At 63.1% G+C, this 20579-nt stretch carries 18 protein-coding genes; 5 read left to right on the top strand and 13 right to left on the bottom strand.

The window, feature by feature from the left end:
- Positions 1 to 109 precede the first annotated feature (109 nt).
- Positions 110 to 1678 (top strand): aminotransferase class V-fold PLP-dependent enzyme, encoded by a 1569-nt coding sequence (locus tag AC07R0_RS05030; RefSeq protein WP_495104030.1) that lies wholly within the window; start codon positions 110 to 112, stop codon positions 1676 to 1678.
- Positions 1679 to 1721: 43 nt separating this feature from the next.
- Here AC07R0_RS05030 and AC07R0_RS05035 read toward each other — a convergent pair whose 3' ends face one another.
- Positions 1722 to 2225, bottom strand: coding sequence for an outer membrane lipoprotein (locus AC07R0_RS05035; RefSeq protein WP_495076026.1), 504 nt, complete (start codon positions 2223 to 2225; stop codon positions 1722 to 1724).
- A 192-nt stretch (positions 2226 to 2417) separates the two neighbouring features.
- Here AC07R0_RS05035 and AC07R0_RS05040 point away from each other — a divergent pair, with 192 nt between their 5' ends.
- Positions 2418 to 3647: an MFS transporter gene (locus tag AC07R0_RS05040; protein WP_495104031.1), complete on the top strand. Its 1230-nt coding sequence runs from the start codon at positions 2418 to 2420 to the stop codon at positions 3645 to 3647.
- Between the two features lie 78 nt (positions 3648 to 3725).
- On the opposite strand, the gene AC07R0_RS05045 is transcribed toward AC07R0_RS05040, so the two are convergent.
- From AC07R0_RS05045 to AC07R0_RS05075, 7 genes are all read right to left on the bottom strand, one after another.
- Entirely contained in the window at positions 3726 to 4889 is a 1164-nt protein-coding gene (locus tag AC07R0_RS05045; protein ID WP_495104032.1) for a M20 family metallopeptidase, read from the bottom strand.
- Positions 4890 to 4897: 8 nt separating this feature from the next.
- Positions 4898 to 6301, bottom strand: a complete 1404-nt coding sequence (locus tag AC07R0_RS05050; protein WP_495104033.1) for a M20 family metallopeptidase — start codon at positions 6299 to 6301, stop codon at positions 4898 to 4900.
- 36 nt (positions 6302 to 6337) lie between these two features.
- Entirely contained in the window at positions 6338 to 7192 is an 855-nt protein-coding gene (locus tag AC07R0_RS05055; protein WP_495076022.1) for an ATP-binding cassette domain-containing protein, read from the bottom strand.
- Positions 7192 to 8184 (bottom strand): ABC transporter ATP-binding protein, encoded by a 993-nt coding sequence (locus AC07R0_RS05060; protein ID WP_495104034.1) that lies wholly within the window; start codon positions 8182 to 8184, stop codon positions 7192 to 7194. Before AC07R0_RS05060 ends, AC07R0_RS05055 begins: the two co-directional genes overlap by 1 nt.
- An 11-nt stretch (positions 8185 to 8195) precedes the next feature.
- Positions 8196 to 9110 (bottom strand): ABC transporter permease, encoded by a 915-nt coding sequence (locus AC07R0_RS05065; protein ID WP_495104035.1) that lies wholly within the window; start codon positions 9108 to 9110, stop codon positions 8196 to 8198.
- Between the two features lie 18 nt (positions 9111 to 9128).
- On the bottom strand, positions 9129 to 10046 hold the full coding sequence (locus AC07R0_RS05070) for an ABC transporter permease (protein WP_495104036.1): 918 nt from the start codon (positions 10044 to 10046) through the stop codon (positions 9129 to 9131).
- Positions 10047 to 10118: 72 nt separating this feature from the next.
- Complete coding sequence (locus AC07R0_RS05075; protein ID WP_495104037.1) at positions 10119 to 11651, bottom strand: ABC transporter substrate-binding protein; 1533 nt, start codon at positions 11649 to 11651, stop codon at positions 10119 to 10121.
- A gap of 127 nt (positions 11652 to 11778) precedes the next feature.
- Between AC07R0_RS05075 and AC07R0_RS05080 the strand changes: the two genes are divergently transcribed.
- Entirely contained in the window at positions 11779 to 12723 is a 945-nt protein-coding gene (locus AC07R0_RS05080; protein ID WP_495104038.1) for a LysR family transcriptional regulator, read from the top strand.
- A gap of 73 nt (positions 12724 to 12796) precedes the next feature.
- On the opposite strand, the gene AC07R0_RS05085 is transcribed toward AC07R0_RS05080, so the two are convergent.
- From AC07R0_RS05085 to AC07R0_RS05100, 4 genes are read right to left on the bottom strand one after another with little or no spacing between them, the layout of a single operon-like run.
- Positions 12797 to 13411, bottom strand: a complete 615-nt coding sequence (locus tag AC07R0_RS05085) for a PqiC family protein (protein WP_495104039.1) — start codon at positions 13409 to 13411, stop codon at positions 12797 to 12799.
- Entirely contained in the window at positions 13408 to 15039 is a 1632-nt protein-coding gene (locus AC07R0_RS05090) for a PqiB family protein (RefSeq protein WP_495076015.1), read from the bottom strand. Before AC07R0_RS05090 ends, AC07R0_RS05085 begins: the two co-directional genes overlap by 4 nt.
- Entirely contained in the window at positions 15017 to 15712 is a 696-nt protein-coding gene (locus AC07R0_RS05095) for a paraquat-inducible protein A (RefSeq protein WP_495104040.1), read from the bottom strand. Before AC07R0_RS05095 ends, AC07R0_RS05090 begins: the two co-directional genes overlap by 23 nt.
- Positions 15709 to 16332, bottom strand: coding sequence for a paraquat-inducible protein A (locus tag AC07R0_RS05100; protein WP_495076013.1), 624 nt, complete (start codon positions 16330 to 16332; stop codon positions 15709 to 15711). Before AC07R0_RS05100 ends, AC07R0_RS05095 begins: the two co-directional genes overlap by 4 nt.
- 172 nt (positions 16333 to 16504) lie before the next feature.
- On the opposite strand from AC07R0_RS05100, the gene AC07R0_RS05105 reads away from it, so the two are divergent.
- A complete protein-coding gene (locus tag AC07R0_RS05105; protein WP_495104041.1) occupies positions 16505 to 17776 on the top strand; it encodes an ABC transporter substrate-binding protein in 1272 nt (423 codons plus the stop codon).
- 902 nt (positions 17777 to 18678) lie between these two features.
- A complete protein-coding gene (locus tag AC07R0_RS05110) occupies positions 18679 to 18861 on the top strand; it encodes a hypothetical protein (RefSeq protein WP_495104042.1) in 183 nt (60 codons plus the stop codon).
- A gap of 957 nt (positions 18862 to 19818) precedes the next feature.
- Here AC07R0_RS05110 and AC07R0_RS05115 read toward each other — a convergent pair.
- Entirely contained in the window at positions 19819 to 20475 is a 657-nt protein-coding gene (locus AC07R0_RS05115; RefSeq protein WP_495104043.1) for a dihydrofolate reductase family protein, read from the bottom strand.
- Positions 20476 to 20579: the final 104 nt, after the last annotated feature.

The raw sequence follows: 20579 nt of genomic DNA on the forward strand, positions 1-20579 counted from the left end.
TTATATGCGTGTTTTATTCTTGATTTTGCGATTTATTGCTCGAATTTGAAATGTATGTTTGGAATCTCGTGGGTAGCATGGCGCTCTTTCAGCTAGCTTACTGACCACCATGCCGACTGATATTTACCTGGACTGCAACGCCACCACTCCCGTGCTTCCCGCTGCCTTGGCCGCTGCGCAACATGCCATGGGCGCGCTGTACGGCAACCCCAGCAGCACCCATGTCAGCGGATTGCAGGCGCGCCAAGTGGTGGATGCGGTGCGAGCCCGCGCCACGCGGGTGTTGGGCGCTGGCGCTGGTGACGTGGTGTTTGTTAGCGGCGCGACCGAAGGCATACAGACGGCGGTGTTGTCGGCCCTGTGTGCCGTGCGCGCGCAGCGAGCCCGGGGGGCGGATGTGGGGCCGCTGCTGCTGTATGGCGCCACCGAGCACAAGGCCGTGCCGGAAAGTCTGGCGCACTGGAACCAGGTCCTGGGTTTGCAAATGGAGTTGCGCGCATTGCCGGTGGACAAGCATGGCCGGCACGATCTGGCAGCCCTACGTGCCTGGGCGCCCCGGGCTGCGCTGGTCTGCACCATGGCCGCCAACAACGAAACCGGCGTGGTGTCCGACCTGGCGGGCATAGAGTCCGTGCTGAACGAGGTTGCGCTACAGGCCTACTGGCTGGTGGATTGCGTGCAGGCTCTGGGCAAACTGCCTTTGCAGCTGGCGCAGACGCGTATCGACTACGCACCTTTTTCCGGCCACAAGCTATATGCCCCCAAGGGTATAGGCCTGCTATACGTGCGTGAAGGTGTGCCGTTCACTCCGCTGATGGCAGGCGGTGGACAGGAGCAAGGCTTGCGCTCTGGTACCGAGAACATGGCGGGCATTGCTGCGCTGGGCGCGGTATTGCAGGCGCTGGAAGAGGGCGGCAGTTTTTGTAGCCCCATGCAGATGCTACAGTTTCGAGAGCTGCTGGCACAGAGCCTGCGTGCGGCGTGGCCCGATATTGTCTTCAACGCGGTGGAATACGCACTGCCGACCACCTTGAACTTCTCCGTCCCCGGGGTGCCCAGCAGCGTGCTGGTGGATGTGCTGGATGCTGCCGGTGTGCGTGTCAGCGCGGGCAGTGCCTGTTCGGCGAAAAAGGCGGCGCCCAGCTATGTGTTGCAAGCCATGGGCTTGCCGGAATGGCAGGCTGCATCTGCGGTGCGGTTGTCTTTTGGCGCGCTGGCAGACGCAGCATTTATTGACGCTGCTTGCGCGCGCATTGTTCGCTGCGGCGAAGCGCTGCGGCTACAACGCCCGCCGGTGGAAATGTTGGCGGATGAAACCTTGGAGCCGCTGCGTTTGGGCCCCGCGCTTGCGGAAGACCCGGCGTGCAGTTTGCCGCCTGCAGCGCTGGCGGAATTCTGGCGGCAGCATCCGGATGCCTTGCTGGTCGATGTGCGCGAGGCCCATGAACATGCGGCGGACACGCAGTTGCAACGCTTTGGCCGAGCGGCCAGCAATATTCCTTTGGCTGAGCTGACCTCGTCCTTGGCAGTCTGGCTGCGCCAGCCGCGACCGGTGCTGCTGTTTTGCCGTACCGGCCGGCGCAGCAGCCAGGCTTTGCAGCGCCTGCGCCAGCTGGGCTATGCCCAGGCTTGGCAGGTCGCTGGCGGCGTGGTGGCTGCAGCTGGCGATTTGCTCTAATATTTGTAGCTGCTAGCGCAGGTATTACCTGCGCTAGAGGGCTTTAGAACGGATAGAGCTGGCCGTTTGCCATGCGCACCCGTTCGCCGATGCGCAACTGGCCGGGGTTGGGCACGTCGAACTGGCGAATGGCGCCGTTATCGCCCTGCACGGTGACCCGGTAGCTGATGCGCACCTGGGCTGCCTGGTTATTGCTCTCGATCTGGTTGCCGGCAACGGCGCCGCCCACGGCACCCAGCACGGTGGCCAGGTCTTTACCTGAGCCGCCGCCGATCTGGTGGCCCAGGACCGCACCCGCTACGCCGCCGATCACGGCACCGGCGCCACTGGGGCCCTGGCGTTGCTCGGTCTGCATTTGTTCAATATTCGTCACCCGACCCACTTCGGAGCGCGGTACCGGCTGGGCGACCGGGTAGGGCGCGGGCTGCTGCTGCACGGGGTAGGCCACGGGTTGCGCCTGGTGGTAGGGCGCCACCATGCAGGCCGTGAGGCTGCTGGCCAGCACGACAGCGGAAAGAACATAAGCGGCAGAGGCAATGGAGCGCATGGGAACCTTGTGAAAATGAAACATGGTCATCCTAAGACGCGCTCGGTACCTGCATGGTTGACAGCGCGTCAGTGCCATTGGGCCTGGCTTCACCATTTGTCACACAAAACTTGGACAATAGGGTCTTCCCCCGATCCTGTCCGCCCAGCCTGCTTTTTGCCCTGCAGGCTGTACTTTTTTGTGCGCCCCATCGTGAAACTCAAAGACTTCCTCTCCAGCATTCCTTATCTGGCCTGGGTGGTGATCTACACCGCTTTCTGCGCTGGTATTTTTGCTGCCATTCTTGGCGCGGTGACGCCTGAGTTGCGTGAGGAGCTGGACAACTACCAACAGCTGGGCGTGCTGATGATGGTCTGGTCGGCAGGTGGTGTGCTGGGCGCCTTGCAGGGCGGGCGCATGGCCCAGCGCTATGCGCCGCGGCCGCTGTTTTTGTCGTACACCGGCTTGGCCCTGGTCTCAATTTCGTTGATCGTGCTGTCACCCAACTTCACGGTGTTGATGGCCGGCTTCTTTTGCGTGGCACTGTGCGAGACCGCGCTGTTCACCTTGGCCCACAGCATTCTGGCGAATATCCACCCCCAGGCCGAGGTGCGTGCGCGCATGCTGAGCATGGTGGATGTGGCCTTCAGCCTGGGCAACCTGGTGTCGCCCATGGCGGTGATCGGCATCCAGCAGTTCAGCAGCGCCTGGCGCATGCCCTATGCGCTGTACCTGCTGCCGCTGCTGACGGTGCTGTTCGCCTTCTGGCCGCGCCGCCACTTTGAAAACCTGGCACCCGCCCACCACACCGAGGAGCAGGGTTCCTCCATGTCCTCTCCCATGTCCTATCTGGAGCTGCTGCGCCGCCCGGTGGTGTTCTGGGCCGTGGTGGGCGGTGTGCTCAGCGGTTTTCTGGAGTGGGGGCAGAACTTCTGGTACGTGAGCTACGGCATCAACGCCCAGCAGCTCAGCCCCAACGCGGCGCGGGTGGGCCTGCAGTTCTTTGTGGCGGGCATGGTGGGGGCGCGGCTGTGGCAGGCTTTCTGGCATAGCAACTGGCCGCTGCGGCAAAAGCTGTGGCGCCTGAACCTGCTGGCGCTGGTCGGCATGGCGATGAACGTGGTGCTGGCCGGCCAGGGCGGCTGGCTGGCGGCCGGGCTGGGCAACTTCCTGTTCGGCGTGGGTGTGGGCGTGGTGTTCCCGGTGCTGCTGGCCATCATGATCGACGGCATACCGGCACAGGCGTCCAAGCTGTCGGCCCTGCTGATGATTGGCTACAGCGTGGGCTCGCAGCTGGCGGGCCTGCTGGTGGGTAGCTTGTCGGACGTGGTTGGCGTGCGCTGGGCCTATTCCAGCATGCTGCTGGTGGTGCTGGCCTTTACCGCCGTGGTCTGGCGCATCGTGGAGTTTGGCAAGGCGCGCAGCCTAGCGCCGCAAGGCTGAGTCGCTCAGCAATTTATATAGCCAAATTGGGCTCTGGCGCAGGTAATATCTGCGCAAGCAGCTATTAAAAGCGTAGCGTTACGCGGACTCTACCAAAGCCAGGATGGTGTGGACCAGCGCCTGGGCGCGTGGCACCAGCGTGTCCAGGTGGCAGTATTCCGCGTCGGTATGCGCCTTGCCGCCGACCGGGCCCACGCCACACAGGGTGGGTACGCCCAGCGAGCCGGTCAGGCCCGCGTCCGAGCAGCCGCCGGTGGCCTCGCCGGATACCGTGAAGCCGATGAGGGCGGCGCTGTGCTGGTAGCGCTGCATCAGCTCCTGGCTGGAGTGCAGCTCAAACGGCATGGACTCTGAGGTTTGCGTGATGCGCACCTGGGTGCCGGGCACCTGGGGCGGCTGGGCAACCAGGGCCTGGATTTTGGCAAACACCGCTTCGCGTTCCGTCAGGGTGCGAAAGCGCACATCCAGCTTGGCCTGGGCGCTGGGTGCCACGGTGTTGGTGGACATGCCGCCGCTGACCAGGCCCACATTCGTGGTGATGCCGGTGCTGTAGTCGGTGAGTGCGTGCAGCGCGATGACCAGATGGGCCAGCGCAGCGATGGCGCTAGCACCGTCGGCGTGGTTGACCCCGGCATGCGCGGCACGGCCGGTGACGTCGATGACAAAGGTGGCGCCGCCTTTGCGTTCGGTGACCAGGTTGCCGCTGACGCGGCCGGGCTCGGAGTTGAACACGGCATGCGCGCCGCGCGCATGGGCCTCGATGGCGATGCGCCCGTTTTGCGAGCCGATTTCTTCATCCGCCGTGAACAGGCCTCTCAACGGGAAGGGCAGCGGCGGCAGCTTTTGCAGCGCCATCATCACAAAGCACTGCAGCACCAGGCCGGACTTCATATCGGCCACGCCCGGGCCGTAGCCCAGATCGCCCTCCACCCGCCAGGGCCGTTGCGCCACGGTGCCGGTGGGGAATACGGTGTCGCGGTGGCCCATGAGCACGACCGGTGCGGCCGTGGGGTTGGCGCCGGGCAGATGGGCCAGCAACACGTCGCCGTCGGCCATGGCACTGCGGTGCTCGGTGGCCATGCCCGCAGCGTTCAGCCAGCCCGCCATGGTTTGGGCTACGGCATCGGTGCCGGCCTTGTCATAACTGCCGGAGTCGATATTCACCAGCGTGCCCAGTGCTTCCTGCATCGCAGGGCGCTGGTCTGCGAGCCAGGCGACTGCTGCGTTGGTTGTGTTGGTCATTTGCCCGCTCATACGCATTCCTGCATCACGGCAGCGCCTTGTTCGGCCAGGTCCCAGAACAGGCCGGCCATGACCTGCAGCGATTCACGCGTGGTGTCCACCAGGATGTGTTCATTTGGGGCGTGCTGTGAGCAGGCGGGGTAGGAGTGAGGCACCCACAGCGTGGGCAGGCCCAGTGTCTCGGCGAACACGTCATTGGGCAGCGAGCCGCCCAGGTTGGGCAGCAGTGCCGGGCGGTTGCCGGTGCTGCGCTGGATGGAGGCCATGCTCCAGCGCACCCAGGGGTTGTCGGGGTCCAGCCGCGTAGCCGCCATGAAGGCGTCGCCCAGGGTGGCTTCCACATCGTCAAAGCCATGGGCCAGCAGATGTTCCTGGATATGCGTCAGGAAGTGGGCCACATCGCTGCCCACCACAAAACGGATGTGGCAGTGGGCGCGGGCTGTGTGGGGGATGGCGTGTACGGGCATGGCGGGGTTGCCGGTGGTGAAGGCCAGCACTTCCAGGCTGTTCCAGCCGATCACGCGCTCAGTGCTGCTCAGGCCGGGCTCGCCCCAGTGGGGGTCGATCTCGGGGTCGTTCGGGCCACCGCCGACCTCGATGTCTTGCAGCGCTTTTTTCACGCTCTCGGGGATTTCTTTGGGCAGCAGTCCGGGCACCAGGATGCGCCCATGTGCGTCTATCAGGCTGGCAATGGCATGCGCCAGCCGGATGCCGGGGTTGCGCAGCAGGCCGCCCCAGTTACCCGAGTGGTGGCCGCCGTCGCGCAGATTCAGCGACAGGTTGAAGTTGAAGACACCACGCGAGCCCAGGAACAGGGTGGCGCGCGAGGCCGACACGCGGGGTCCGTCGGAGGCGAGAAACAGGTCGGCGGCCAGGGCGTCGCGGTGCAGTTCGCAGACTTCTTTCAGGCCGGGCGAGCCGTCCTCTTCGCCCATTTCCAGAATGATCTTGACGTTGTAGCCCAGGCGCCCGCCGCGCACGGCCAGCACCTGCTCCAGCGCGGTGAGGTTGATGGTGTGCTGGCCCTTGTTGTCCGCCGTGCCACGGCCGTACCAGCGATTGCCGTCCACCACGATCTTCCAGGGGCTCAGGCCCGCGCGCCACTGCGCATCGTAGCCGCGCACCACGTCGCCATGGCCGTAGGTCAGTACGGTGCAGCTGGCGCCCGGCTCGATGCGTTCGGCGAACAGAAAAGGGCTTTTGCCGGGCAAGGGGTTGGCCACGATGCGGCAGCTGAAGCCCATGCTTTCCAGCGTGGGAGTGATCTCCTCTTGCAGATAGGCGTGCAGGATGGGGCCGCTGGCTGCGTCCTGGCTTTCGGTCTTGTAGGCGACGCGGCGTTCCAGCGTTTTCTGGAAATGTCCATCGTCAAAATAGGCGAGCGTTTGTGCCAGGGCTTGGTTGCGACTCATGGGAAATCTTTCTATCGGGTAAGGTCAAATAAGGTCTTAGGCGATGGCTTCGCGGGCGATGTCGGGAATGCCCAGGCCGGGCTCTGGCGTCAGCGCAGATGCCAGCAGCATGCGGGTGTAGGGGTGTTCGGGTCGGCTGAAGATCTGCTCGCGGCTGCCCAGCTCCACGATGGAGCCCTTGTGCATTACGGCCACGCGGTCTACCAGGTGCTCCACCACGCCCAGGTCGTGGCTGATGAAGAAGTAAGTCAAGCCAAACTCGGCTTTCAGGTCCAGCAGCAGATTCAAAATCTGCGCTTGCACCGATACATCCAGCGCCGACGTAGGTTCGTCGCACACCAGAATATCCGGGCGCAACACCAGTGCCCGCGCAATGGCCACCCGCTGGCGCTGGCCACCAGAGAGCTGGTTGGGGTACTGCTTGTGGGTGCGCTCGGGCATGCCCACCAGGTCCAGCATGTCTCGCACCTTGCGCTCCTGCTCCTGCGTGCTGCCTACCTGGTGCAACGCCAGTGGCACGCGCACGATGTCGGCCACGGTGCGGCGCGGGTTGAGCGACGAATACGGGTCCTGGAAGATGGGCTGGATATGGCGGGCCAGGGCGCGGCGCTGGCTGGGGTCGATTTCGCGGCCGTTGACCAGCACGTTGCCCGAGCTGGGCTCCATCAGCCCCAGCAGCATCTTGGCCAAGGTGCTTTTGCCGCAGCCGGATTCACCCACCAGGCCCAGCGTTTCGCCCTTGCGTATGCGCAGCGATACGTTGTTGACGGCCTTGATTTCACCCGGGGCGCTGAACAACCCGCGCTTGAGTTTGAACACGCGGTTTAGTGCGCACAGCTCCAGCGCAATGTCTTCGCTGCCGGTCACGGGCGGTGTTGGTGTCTTGCGCATCATGCAGCCTCTGCCAGTGTGGGGTAGGGCGTGGCTGCAACGCAGCGCACGGCGTGTTGGCCCGGCAGCAGGGCGTAGGGCACGCTGTGGCTGCAGGCGGCTTGGATCTGGGGGCAACGGTTGGCAAAGGCACAGCCTTGCACCTCGCCCACCAGGCTGGGCACCACGCCAGGAATGGCTTGCAGGTGGCTGCCCGGCAGGGTTTTGCCACGCACGGGTATGCAGTTCAATAGGCCGCGTGTGTAGGGGTGGCTGGGATGGGCAAACAGCTCGGCCACGGGTGCTGTCTCTACCACCTCACCGGCGTACATCACCGCCACGCGGTCGGCAATGCGCGCCACCACACCCAGGTCGTGGGTGATAAAGACCACGGCGGTGCCAAACTCTTTTTGCAGCTCGCGTATCAGGCGCAGGATTTGCGCCTGGATGGTCACGTCCAGCGCGGTGGTGGGTTCGTCCGCAATGATCAGGTCGGGCTCGCACATCAAGGCCATGGCAATCACCACGCGCTGGCGCAGCCCGCCGGACAGTTGGTGCGGGTACTGCCGCAAGCGATCGGCTGCCTGCGGCACGCCTGCCCGCTCCAGCAGGTAGACCGCGCGTTCGCGGGCCTGCGCCACGCTGACCTTGCGGTGCGCCCGCAAGGCCTCGCACAACTGGTCGCCCAGTGTGTAGGAGGGGTTGAGCGCGGTCATCGGCTCCTGGAAGATCATGGACATGCGCGCGCCGCGCAATGCGGCTACCTGCCGCTCTGGCAGGGTTTGCAGGTCGATGCCATCGAAGCGGATGTGGTCGGCGCTGCGCTGGGCTTTGCGGGGCAGCAAGCCCATCAGCGCCAGTGAGGTCATGGATTTGCCGCAGCCTGATTCACCCACCAGGCACAGCATTTCACCGCGCTGCACCTGCAGGTCTATGCCACGCACGGCATGCAGCATGCCGTTGGGGGTGGGCAGGTCCACGCGCAGGTTTTTAACGTCTAACAGAGTTTCCATGATGGCTTTCTTCAGTTGCGACCGTCGGGGGCGGTGAGGTCACGCAGGCCGTCGCCCACCAGGTTGATGGCCAGCACCAGCAGCGCCAGCACCACGCCCGGCACCAGAATCACCCAGGGCTGGAAGAACATATAGGCCTTGCCTTCCGCCACCATCAGGCCCCAGGAGGGTGTGGGTGGCTGCACGCCCAGGCCCAGGAACGACAGGGTGGACTCCAGCAGAATCGCGTGCGCCATCTCCAGGGTGGCCACCACGGTAAGCGGCCCCATCAGGTTGGGTAGCAGCTCGCGCAGCAGGATGTAGGGCGTGGAGGCGCCCAATGACTTGGCGGCGGCGATGAATTCGGCATCGCGCAGCTGCTGTGTGGCCGAGCGCGTGACGATGGCAAAGCGGTCCCACAGCAAGAGCCCCAGCAACACGATGACCACCTGCAGCGAGCCGCCCACCAGCGAGGCTGTTGCCAGTGCCACCAGCACCACAGGCATGGCCAGGCGGGTGGTGATGATGTAGCTCACCACCGCATCCACACGGCCACCGAAGTAGCCGGCCAGCACGCCCATGGTGACACCTATCAGCCCCGCCACCAGGGCGGTGACCACTCCGATGGTGAGCGACACCCGCGCGCCGAACAATAGGCGGCTGAGGTAGTCGCGGCCCAGCTTGTCGGTGCCGAGCACATGTTCCCAGCTGCCTTTGGCATGCCAGAACGGCGGTATCAGGCGTTGGCTGACGTCTTGGGCATAGGGGTCGTGCGGGCTGAGCCAGGGGGCAAACAGGGCGGCAATCACCGCCAGGCCCAGCAGGATGCTGCCCAATGTCAGGCTCCGGTGGCCCAGCACGCGCTGCAGGCTGCGCCGCCAAGCGGGTGTGGGCGGCAAGGGCAGCGCCAGTCCCTTGGCGGGAGCGGAAAGGGTGGAGGATGTCATGCTGTGTTCCTCTGGGGGCTAACGGGTACGCATACGGGGATCGAGCGCGGCGTTGAACACGTCGGCCAGAAACGTCAGGCCGATGTAGAACACGGCAATGATCAGCACCACGGCCTGGACCACCGGGTAGTCGTTGCGCGAGATGGAGTCCCAGGCCAGCTGTCCCAGGCCTTGCATGGAGTACACCGACTCGATGACCACCGAGCCACCCAGCATGAAGCCGAGCTCCACCGCCGCCAGGGCCACCACGGGGATGATGGCGTTGCGCAGCGCGTGCTTGAAGATCACGCGTGCCGGGCTCAGGCCCTTGGCGCGTGCGGTGCGGATGTAGTCCGCGCCCAGCACGTCCAGCATGCCGGCGCGGGTCAGGCGCATCAGCGACGGCATGGCGTAGTAGCCCAGCGCGACTGCAGGCAGCACGAAGTGTTGCCAGGTGGTGTTGCCCGCGACCGGCAGCCAGTGCAGACCCACGGCGAACACCAGGATCAGCGTCAGCGCGAACCAGAAGTTCGGCATGGCCTGGCCCACCACGGCCACCATCAGCGCCAGTCGGTCAATCCATGTGTCGCGGTAGACGGCGGCCAGCACACCCAGCGGTATGGCGACGGACACCGCCAGCAGCAAGGCAATGCCGCCCAGTTTCAGGGTGATGGGCAGGCGCTCGCCTATGAGTTCCATCACGGTGTTCTGGAAGAAAAACGAGCGCCCGAAATCCAGGTGCGCCGCCGACCACAGCCAGTCCACAAATTGCAGGGTGATGGGACGGTTGAGTCCATACTGGATGCGGACTTCTTCAATTGCGGCCGAGTTCGCTTCCGGCCCGGCGATGGCGGCTGCCAGGTCGCCCGACAGATGGAGCAGCATGAAGCTGACGACGGCGACCGTCAGCATGACGCTCATGGCCACCAGCAGGCGGCGAAAGATGTATTGCAGCATGGGTATGCCCGATAAGTGTGAATAGAGGCACAAGACCAGGCCCGCCTCGGCGGCGGCATGCCTGGCTACGGCTTATTTCCAGCTGGCCTGGACGAAACGGGGCAGCTCATCCGCTTGGGCGCTGAACTTCAGGTCCTGCGTGAACACATAGTTGGTCGAGTAGGAGAACAGCGGCGCCATATAGGCCTGCTCGCTGATGCGTTGCAGGGCCTGCGCATACTTTTTCTTGCGCTCGACCTTGTCCATGGAGGCATCGGCGGTTTGCAGCAGTGCAATTACTTGCGGGTCTTTGCTGGTGTCGTCCGGGCCGCCTTCAAAGAAGTTGCCGACAAAGGCCGACGCATCGTTGATGGAGAAGGAGCCCCAGGCCTGGAAGGTCAGTGGTGCGCGGCCCGAATACACCTCGGTGCGCAGCACTGGGTATTGCACAAAATGCAGGCGGGCGCGGATGCCAATCTTGCGCAGGTCACCCACCATCGACTCGGCATATTCGCGCTCGCGGTAGGCCCACAGATCGGTATCAAAGCCGTTGGGGTAGCCGGCCGCGGCCAGCAGGGCCTTGGCCTTGGCGGGGTCGTAGCTGTACTTCACCACTTTCTCGGTATCGCAGCCAAACTGGGTGCGGAAGCAGGGCGCAAACACCGGTTGGCTGCCGCCGCGCACCAGGCTGTCGGCCAGACCCTTGCGGTTGATGGCCAGGTTGACCGCTTGGCGCACACGCACATCTTTGAACGGCAGGGCCTCGGGCGTGGTGCCGTTGGCATTCATGGTCAGAAATCCAATGCGCATGGTTTCGCCGCTCAACACCGAGGTATTGGGCATGGACTTGAGCGACTCAGCCTGGTCCGACGGCACCCGCCAGATCCAGTCCACGGCGCCTGTCATCAGCTGCGCGGCACGCGCTTCGGGGTCGCGTATCACCACAAATTTGATGGTGCCTATCTTGGGCTGGCCGAGCGGGCTGTCCTTGAAGTAGCTGGGGTTCTTGACCATGGTGACGCCCTGGCCGGGGACCACGGCGGAAATTTTGTACGGACCGGTACCGATGGGGGCTTTGCTATAGCCCTCCAGGCCCACCTTTTTCATGTAGGCACCGGGGTAGATGGGCGTGGGGCCGGCCAGGTAGTCCAGTGCAGCGGGGAAGGGCGCCTTCAGATTGATGCGCACCTGGTAGTCGCCCAGCTTGTCTACGTTTTTGATCCAGCCGGTGTTTTGGCGGGTGGCGATTTTGGCTTCCGGGGCGGTCACCACATTGAAGGTGTAGGCCACGTCGTCGGCGCTGAATTTATCGCCGTTGTGAAAGGTCACGCCCTGGCGCAGGGTGAGCAAAATCGCCGTGGGTGATTCCCACTTCCACGCGGTGGCCAGCTGGGGCTTGAACTCGCCCGTGGTTGGGTCGCGATAAATCAGTGTGTCCCACGCCATATTGGCCAGCACCACGCCCTCGCGCATATTGTTGTGGTACGGGCTCACGTTTTCAACCTCGTTGTCTGACGCGTAGACCAAGGTATCGTTGGCCTTGCCCGCATGCGCGGCCGTGCTGGCGATGCCGATGGCGAGGGCCAGGCTTGTGTGATGCACCATGGTGGAGATTAACTGCTTCATTTCAAAGTCTTTCTTGGTGGCGTGGGTTGGTTTTCCCATTCTTGTGCAAGAAGCAGACCGCAGGTGCATTCGAATCCTTATAGATTACGTATGATTCCGTTGCCTAAATGGCAATGGACCAATGCGCATGAACCACCCTCCTTTGATCGCCAAGCAGTTGCAAGACACGGCGCTGCGCTATTTCCTGGAGGTGGTGCGCACCGGCTCGATTGCCGAGGCCTCGCAGCGCCTGAACGTGGCCGGCTCGGCCATCAGCCGCCAGATCACCCATCTGGAAGACTTGTTCGGCATCCCCCTGTTTGACCGCCATCCGCGCGGCATGGTGCCCAGCGCTGCGGGCGAGGTGCTGGCCGTGCATGCCCTCAAGCTGGCCCATGACTCGGAGCGCGTGGTGCACGACATACAGGCCTTGCAGGGCATGCAGCGTGGGCGCGTCAGGCTGGTGAGCAACGAGGGCTTTGCAGCGGAATTCATACCCAAGGTGATCAGCGAATTTCTGCTGCAACACCCGGGCATCCAGTTCCACCTGGGGGTGCACCCTCCAAGTGAATGCACGCGCCGCATCCTGCTGGGCGACGCCGACATTGGCATCACCATGAGCCGCCAGGCCGAAAGTGGCATCCGGGTGGAGCATAGGCAACCCTCGCCCGTGATGGCGGCCGTGCGTTTCGGCCATCCGCTGGCGCAGTTCAAAAGCGTCAGTCTGTCGCAGGTACTGGCCTACCCTTTGGTACTGCCAGAGTCCAACACCACGGTGCGCCAGCTGTTCGACCTGGCCTGCAGCCTGCAAGGTTTGCGGGTGGAGCCGGTGGTGACCAGCAGCTACTTCAGCAGCCTGGAGGGCATTTTGCGGCACCATCCGGACAGCGTCACGATCTCGGGGGAGATATCGGTGCGCTACCAGGCGGTCCGCCAGGAGCTGGCCAGCGTGCGCATCCGGGACCGCAGTCTGGACCTGCGTAATGTGGAGGTGCAAACCGCCGTGGGCCACAGCTTGTCACAGGCGGCCCAGGCATTTTTAAAGCACCTGACGCTGGCCCTGGCGGGCTCGCTTCCGCCAGAGTCGGTGTAATAGTATTGGTGATGAAAATGGCCGCTGGCGCAGATATTGTCTGCGCAGGCAGCTATTTAAAGCATAGCAAGCGCTATGTTGGGCATTTGGCACTGGCGTCTGCATCCAGTGCCGCCAGGGCGGCTGCCATGCTTTGCGCGGCGCGGGCGGTCAGGCGTTGTGCACCTTGTGCCAGGGCCTCGGTGCCCAGGCCCACGGGTTCGGACTGGCTCCACTGGCAGGCCAGGTTGCGGGCATCGTCGGATCGGCGGATGGTCCAGCTGAAGCTGGCCTCAATACGGCTGTTTTCCACCGCCTCCCATTGGCGTAGCTGCACGGCCACGCGGTACACCGGCTGGCCGGCCAGGCGCCCGCCGTTGGATACGTCGATGGCGCCCAGCGGCTGGGTGATGCCGGCGGCCAGCGCGTCGCGCAGCTCGGTGTTGAACGGTGCTGACCAGCGGTGTTGGTCCAGTATCTCCAGCTGCCCGCTGGCGGTGCGCACCACCATCTGCGGTCGCGCCAGGCGTTCAGGCAGGGCCAGTGGTTGCAGCTCGACCAGCAGCGGCTTGCTGCTGGTCGAGGTAGGGGCGGGCAGTGTGCCACTCAGGCTGTAATAGTGCACCGGCGGGGCGCTGGCGCAGCCTGCCAGGGTGGCGGATAGCGCGACTGCCATGGCCATCGGGGCCAGCAGGGTGGTCGTCTTCATTTCTTTTCCTCGGATTTGCCACGCAGCAGCGACTCGGGGTGGCGCTCCAGGTAGTCGGTCAGCACCTTCACGGATGCGGCGGCGCGGTTCACCTCGCGCAGGGTCTGGCGCAGGTCTTGTTGCAGTGGCGCGTCGTCGGACAGCGCGCGGTCGGCCGAGCCCAGCGCCTTGTTGGCGGTGGCCAGGGTGCTGCGCACGTCCTTCATGGCGGCGGTGATTTCGGGGGCTACGTCCTGGTTCAGGTTTTTCACCAGTTGCTCGGCATTGCTTAGCGTGCCGTCCAGGCTGGTCAGGGTTTTGTGCAGGTCATTGCTCAGCTGCTCGAAAGGCACTTTGTTGATCTTGGCGACGATTTCCGCGATCTGGGTCTGCAGTTCGTCCAGGCTGTTGGCTTGGGTCGGTAGTTCCACCGTGCCATCCACCACCCGCAGTCTGGCGGGCGCGGCCTTGGGGAAGAAGTCCAGCGCCACATAGACCTGGCCGGTCAGCAGGTTACCGGTACGCAGCTGGGCGCGCAGGCCCTTGTCCACCAGCTCTTGCAGGCGCTTCTCGGAGTCGACCTGGACGTCGCTGCGCAGCCGGTCGGGGTAGACCTCGACCAATACCGGCATGCTGAATTCACGCTGGGCCTTGTTGAACTCCACGCCTATGGATTTGACCTCGCCCAGCACCACACCGCGGAAGTCCACCGTCGCGCCGGGCGCCAGGCCGCGCAAGGACTGGTTGAAATGCAGCAGCACGGTGCGCGCCGGGCCGTCTGGCGCCTTCATGGCGTGGGTTTCGTCCTCGGCCAGAGCGAAGCTGGTGTTCTCGGTGGCCTGTGGGCCGGGCTGGTCGTCCGGCGCCTGCATGGCAATGCCGCCTGTCACCACCGTGGCCAGCGACTGGGTGCGCACCTTGAAGCCGCTGGAGTTGACTTCCACGTCCACGCCGCTGGCATGCCAGAAGCGGGTGTTGGCACCCACAAACTTTTCATACGGCGTGTTCACAAACACCCGCAGCGTCACGCCCTTGCCGTCGGGGTCCAGCGCGTAAGCCGCCACCTGGCCGACCTTGATGCGCCGAAAGTACAGCGGCGAGCCGACGTCCAGCGAGCCGATATTGCTGGCATGCAGCTCGAACTGCCGGCCCGCCGAGTCGCGGGTCACGATGGGTGCCGCTTCCAACCCCGTGAACTTGCTGCTGGTGTCGTCCGAGGCACCCGCATCTGCGCGGATATAGGCACCCGACAGCAGCGTGCCCAGGCCGCTGACGCCGGCCGCGTCCAGGCGCGGGCGTATCACCCAGAACCGGGTGTCGGTGGCGGTGAAGCTCTTGGCTTCCTTTTGCAGCTGCACGGTGACGAGCACGCGCGAGCGGTCTTCGGCCAAGGTGATGGCGGTGACGGCGCCTATGTCCACCTCTTTGTACTTGACCTTGGTTTTGCCAGCCACCAGACCTTCGGCTGTGGCGAAGCTGATCTGGATTTGCGGCCCGCGGCTCAGCACGGTCTTGACCACAAGGGTCAGGCCGACCAGCGCGGCCACGATGGGGATCAGCCAGATCAGCGAGGGTAGCCATTCGCGGCTGCGGCGCACCACGGGCGTGGGCAGGTCGGGCGGGGTGTCAGGACTGGGAGTGTTGGCCATGCGGTGGATTGTCTGCGGGGATTGGTTCTGAAATGTGTACCGTTGGGGCTGGAGCATCCGCGCCGTCCCAGATCAAGCGGGGGTCGAAACTGAGTGCCGCCAGCATGGTCAGCACCACCACGGCGGCGAATGCAGCAATGCCTATGCCCGCGGTGATTTCGGCAAAGCCTTCGATGCGCACCACACCGGCCATCAGCGTCACCACAAACACGTCCAGCATGGACCAGCGGCCTATCAGCTCGACGATGCGGTACAGCTTGGTGCGCTCGCTGCGCCGCCAACTGCTGCGGCGTTGCGCGGTTATGACCAGCAGCAGCAAGGCCGCCAGCTTGAACAGCGGCACGATGAAACTGGCCACGAAGACCACCACCGCCAGGCCCCAGGCGCCGGTAACCCAAAAGTAGATCACGCCGCTGAGGATGGTGTCGGTCTGGGTTTTGATCAGGCTGCTGCTGACCATTACCGGCAGCATATTCGCCGGGATGTACATCACCAGCGCTGCCAGCAGCAGGGCCCAGGTGCGCTGCAGGCTATGGGCTTTGCGCTGGTGCAGGGCGGTGCCGCAGTGGCTGCAGCGGCTGCCGTTGCTGGCGTCCTTCCACACGGTACCGCAATGGTGGCAGGCGGTCAGGCCCAGGCTGCTGCCGGTGGGGGGCGTGCTGGGTGCGCTCATGCGTCCGGCTCCGCCGCTGCGGCAAAGGCCATATGCCAGAGATTGCGCGGCTGGAACGACAGCAGGGCGGTGAGCAGCACGGTCAGCGCCACAAATGCACCCAGGGCCGGGCCGACGATCACCTCGGCAGAGCTGCTGAGCTTGACGATGGCCACCAGCACCCCGAGCATGAACACTTCGACCATGCCCCAGGGCTGCAGCGACTGCAGCACGCGTACCAGCCAGGCAAAGCCCAGCGGCTTGCGCTGGCCCGCCAGCGGCACCAGCACATAAATCAGGATCAGCAATTGCAGCAGCGGAAACACCATGGTGGTGGCCAGCACCAGCAGGGCCACGCTGGTCATGTCTTCGCCGGTGAGCACCATGACCGCACCCAGCAGGGTGGTTTCGCTGTGTTGGCCGGCCAGCACCATTTCGACGATGGGGAATAGATTGGCCACGGCAAACATCAGCAGCCCGGCGATCGCCAGGGGCAGCAGGCGCTGCGACTGGCTGCCGGTGTGGCGGTCCAGCTCGGTGCCGCAGCGCGGGCACTGGGCGATCTGCTGCGGTTGCAGCCGGGGCTGGGGGTACGCAGCATCGCAGCCTTCGCACAGAACTACGTGGGGAACTTCATGCATGGCCTGTACTTTAGTCGGTTTGATTTGGCCCATCGTGAACACGCTCTTAGAGCAATCCAGGTCTTTGTATATAAGCAATCAAGACTTTGCAAACTGCGATGATCGTCTCTTTTGTATTACTCCCACCTTTCTTCACATCATCATGAATACACCTCGTTGCTCTCGCGCTGCAATGGCGTTCGCATTCCGCCCCTCCTTGCTAGCGCTGTTGCTGGCCGGTGCCGGTGCCGGTGGCGTGGCGGCGGCTGCCGATATCCGGGTCCAGTGCTACCAGGATGGCAACGAGTGCGACGTCACCGCTGAACTCATTAAACGCTTTGAAGCGCAGAACCCCGGCACCAAGGTGAACCTGGACAAAGTGCCCTACAAGACCGTGGTGGAGCAGCTGCCGGTACAGCTGGCCACCGGCCAGGGGCCGGATATTGCGCGCGTGGCGGACCTGGGGGGGCTGTCCAAGTACTACCTGGACATCCGCCCCTACGTTAAAGACCCCGCCTACTGGGAGCGCAACTTTGGCCGCACCCTGCCGTGGATGCGGCCTAACGCCAGCGACAAAGGCATTTACGGCATGGTGACGCAGCTCACCGTGACCGGCCCTTTTGTGAACAAGACGCTGTTCGAGCAGGCCAACATCCCGTTGCCTGGCCCCAAGGCCAGTTGGGACGCCTGGGCCGATGCCGCGCGCAAGGTGGCCAAGGCCACAGAAACCCCGGCCGCCATGGCCTGGGACCGCTCTGGCCACCGCTTTGTGGGCGCGGCCATCAGCAATGGCGCCAAGATTTTCGATGCCAAGGGCCAGCTGGCTCTGGACGATGGCTACAAGACCACGGTGCAGAAGTTTGTCGCCTGGCACAAGGACGGCACCATGCCCAAGGAGGTGTGGGGCGGCGCCGGCGGCTCGACCTACCGCGACGCGTTCGAGGAATTCAAGAACGGCCGCATCGTGGTGTACCTGTCGGGCTCCTGGCAGATCCGCCGCATGGAGGCGCAGATCGGCAAGAGTTTTGACTGGGTGGCCGTGCCCAACCCCTGTGGCGTGGCGGCCTGCACCGGCATCCCCGGCGGGCCGGCTTTTGTGGCCATCAAGGGCACCAAGTCGCCCAAGGAAGTGGGCCAGTTCCTGGACTTTCTGGCCCAGGAGGCCAACTACGCCGAGTTCACCACCAAGACCGAGAACATCCCGGCCCACGCTGGCCTGGCCCAAAAAGGTGTGAGCTACACCGCCTCGCCCGCGGTGAAGGCGGCGCTGGGTGTGTTCACCAGCGAGGTGCCCCGCTTGTCCCCAGCCGCCTACCAGTTCCAGGGCTACAAGTACAACCGCGCCATCATGCTGCCCACCGTGACCCGGGTAACCCAGGCCATCGTGGGTGAAATGAGCGTGGACGAGGCCTTGAACAAGATCTCTATCGACATGGCGGAGTCGGTGAAGCAGGCGGAGAAGTAAGTGGCAGTGGTTTGGCTGTCATGCAGTTTGGGGACTGACCCGAACCAGTGTCAGCCAAGCCGCCGGAATGCGCTGATACGATTTCTGTTTTCACACAGCCTCGGCCAGAAGCGGTCACCTAGGAGCTAAGTCAATTGAGCCAACGTATTCTGTTGCTGAGATATCGAATTTCGTTTGTAGCATGCATGCTCGTTGGTGCAGCGCTTGCCTCGACCGTCTCTGTTCTTGCGGTCAAATCAGCTTCGCCAATGAATATTGGCCTTGCGTTCTCCTGTTGGTTGGGCTGCATCTGGTACTTCAAGACTTTTCGTTGGCAGCTCACATCTTCGGGCGTTGCTGAACAGGGTAGAGATCGGTCTCCTGATGCTGTACCGCGCCCCATGTGTTCGGACGTTGCCGAACAGGGTAGAGAGCGGTCTCCCGATACTGTAACGCGGCCCATGTGGCTAGTGTTGTTTGGTGTGCTTTTCGCCACCTATTGGCTTCTGGACGCTATTGGACTTCTCTCAGGAAAGGGCGGCGTTTTTGTCTTTCTGGTATTTGGGTCGACGACATTGCTATTGGTGGCAGCGGCTATCCTGATAGTTCAAAAAAGTTGGTCATCCGCGAAGTCTTCGGAGTAATTTCCCTGGACAAAACATCAACTAGAGCAACTTGTTCTAGTGACTGCTCAGCAGAAACGGAATGTCTGAAAAGGGTCCACTGAAGGCAACCGGCGTGGGGCAGAATGCGGCCAAGAGCAGTCTTTCGGGTCATGGGGCAATTCCCATCCCCGTTGCCGGCAGAACGTATGTCAAGAGGTGAATTTTCATCTAGCACTCTAGTTTTGGGGTTAGAAAATTCGCCTGATGCATTTGCGAGGGCGCCCCTTCATGATGGGCACTTTCAACCTTGGAGCCATCATGACACCATCTGAAAAGCTGTTATCTACATGGTTTGCTGTATCGCGATCAGCCGGAAAGACCCATGAGGCCGATGTTGTCTATCGACAAGCGGCGCGCGGCGCAAATCGAACTTGGCGCGTACAGCTAATGATTGCATTTGCCCGTGCTCGGCTTGAAAGCCGCAACACTTCGATGAGGTGACCCCATCCCCTTGCCGGGTGGCTGTGCATTCGGGCCGCATCGGTGATACTGAGGTTTTTGGGGCAAATATGCCGCTGGCAGAATTTGAGACAGGGGAGATAGGCGGCTACCGCTGCTCGGTATATGGCGAGAAGATTTCACGCCCAGCAACGCGCGAACTCGTAAAAACAGCGTTGGTCGTGTTCACGTCTCTGTTCGCCTCGGCGAGTGCTTGGTCTTGTGATTGCCCGACTCCAGATCTTCTAGCGTCTGTGGTGGGCGTTGTGTACGAGAGAAATGAACTTATCGTGCTTGCCCGTGTGGAAAGCTTTACACCTAGTGATCACGTTACGTTTAAAGTCTTGGAGTCGTTTAAGGGCTCGAAGAAAGGGACAGTCTTCTCAGCCAAACCTGTCACCACCCAGTGCGGTGTCCCCAACTTCAGGATCGGCGAGCAACGAATCGTCCTGGAATCCCAACAAGTCACTCCCTGCAGCACGCAATTTCCCAGCCCCGCATTGGTCGAGGCCTTGCGCACGAAAGTGCCGGTGCGATTCCCTCCCCCGACCACGAATGGCAAGCAACCCCTCGTTCAACAGACGCCACCTGGCGGGCCGCCGCCAGAGCAACTGCCGACATCACATTTTCCAGACTGCAGCAAGGGATGTAATGCAGCTGATTTTGTCCCCAGGCCCATTGGGCGCAGTACTTCTGCCCCAACATCACCAAACGCCAAGTTTGGGACAACGCCATAGTTCATGCGGCTTTGGCTGTTGCCAAAAGTGAAAACGGGTCTGTTGTATCCCGTTAATCCCATCTCGTGCCGGTGAAGGTGGGGTATATACCCCTGCTAGTAAAAACGAAAGACTGCAACGGGCTCATGGCCGTCCTTCGCCAATCTCGAAAGCGGCAATGCAAATTTCGAAAAACTGGTACCGACGTGCGAGCCAAAACTGCGGCTTGTCAGAAGCATCGCCTTCAGGGAGCGCTTAAGCGCCGCAGCACGACATGCGTGGCTTTCTCCGACGCCACGGATTCAACGCATGCGTATCCCAGGCTCCGCAAGTCCAGCCCTGTGAACAGCGCTTCTCCCTGGCCGAGCAGGACCGGCGTTATGGCGATGTGCAGTTCGTCGATCAGGCCCTCACGCAGATACTGACGAATGGTGTCTGGCCCACCGCCGATCCTCACGTCCTTGCCGGCAGCCGCCTCGCGTGCGCGGGTGAGCGCTTCGTGGATACCGCCGGTGACGAAGTGGAAGGTCGTGCCGCCTTCCATCGTGATGGACGCGCGCGCATGGTGGGTCAGGATGAAGACGGGCACGTGGTATGGCGGGCTGTCTCCCCACCAGCCCTTCCAGTCGTTGTCCGGCCAGGCGCCACGGATGGGGCCGAACATATTCCGTCCCAGAATCCAGGCCCCCACGTTTTGAAAGCCACGGGCGGCGAAGTCCTCGTCCACCCCGGTCGTGCCGTCGTCATTGCCGAACAGGGCGCGCTGGAATGTGCGGGTAGGGAGCAGCCACTGGTGCAGTTCGGTTCCGCCCAACCCCAGTGGGTTGTGGATGTCCTGCTGCGGACCAGAGCCGTATCCGTCTAGCGAGATAGTGAAGCCTTCAACACGAACACGTGTCATCGTTTGTCTCCGTTGGGATGCTTGGCATCCATGTGGTTCGATACTACGGCAATCGCCACAAAAGCCAAGACTGCCCCGAAGAAACGCGTCGGCTCCTTTCACAT

The sequence above is a fragment of the Rhodoferax sp. GW821-FHT07F03 genome, from assembly GCF_059418745.1.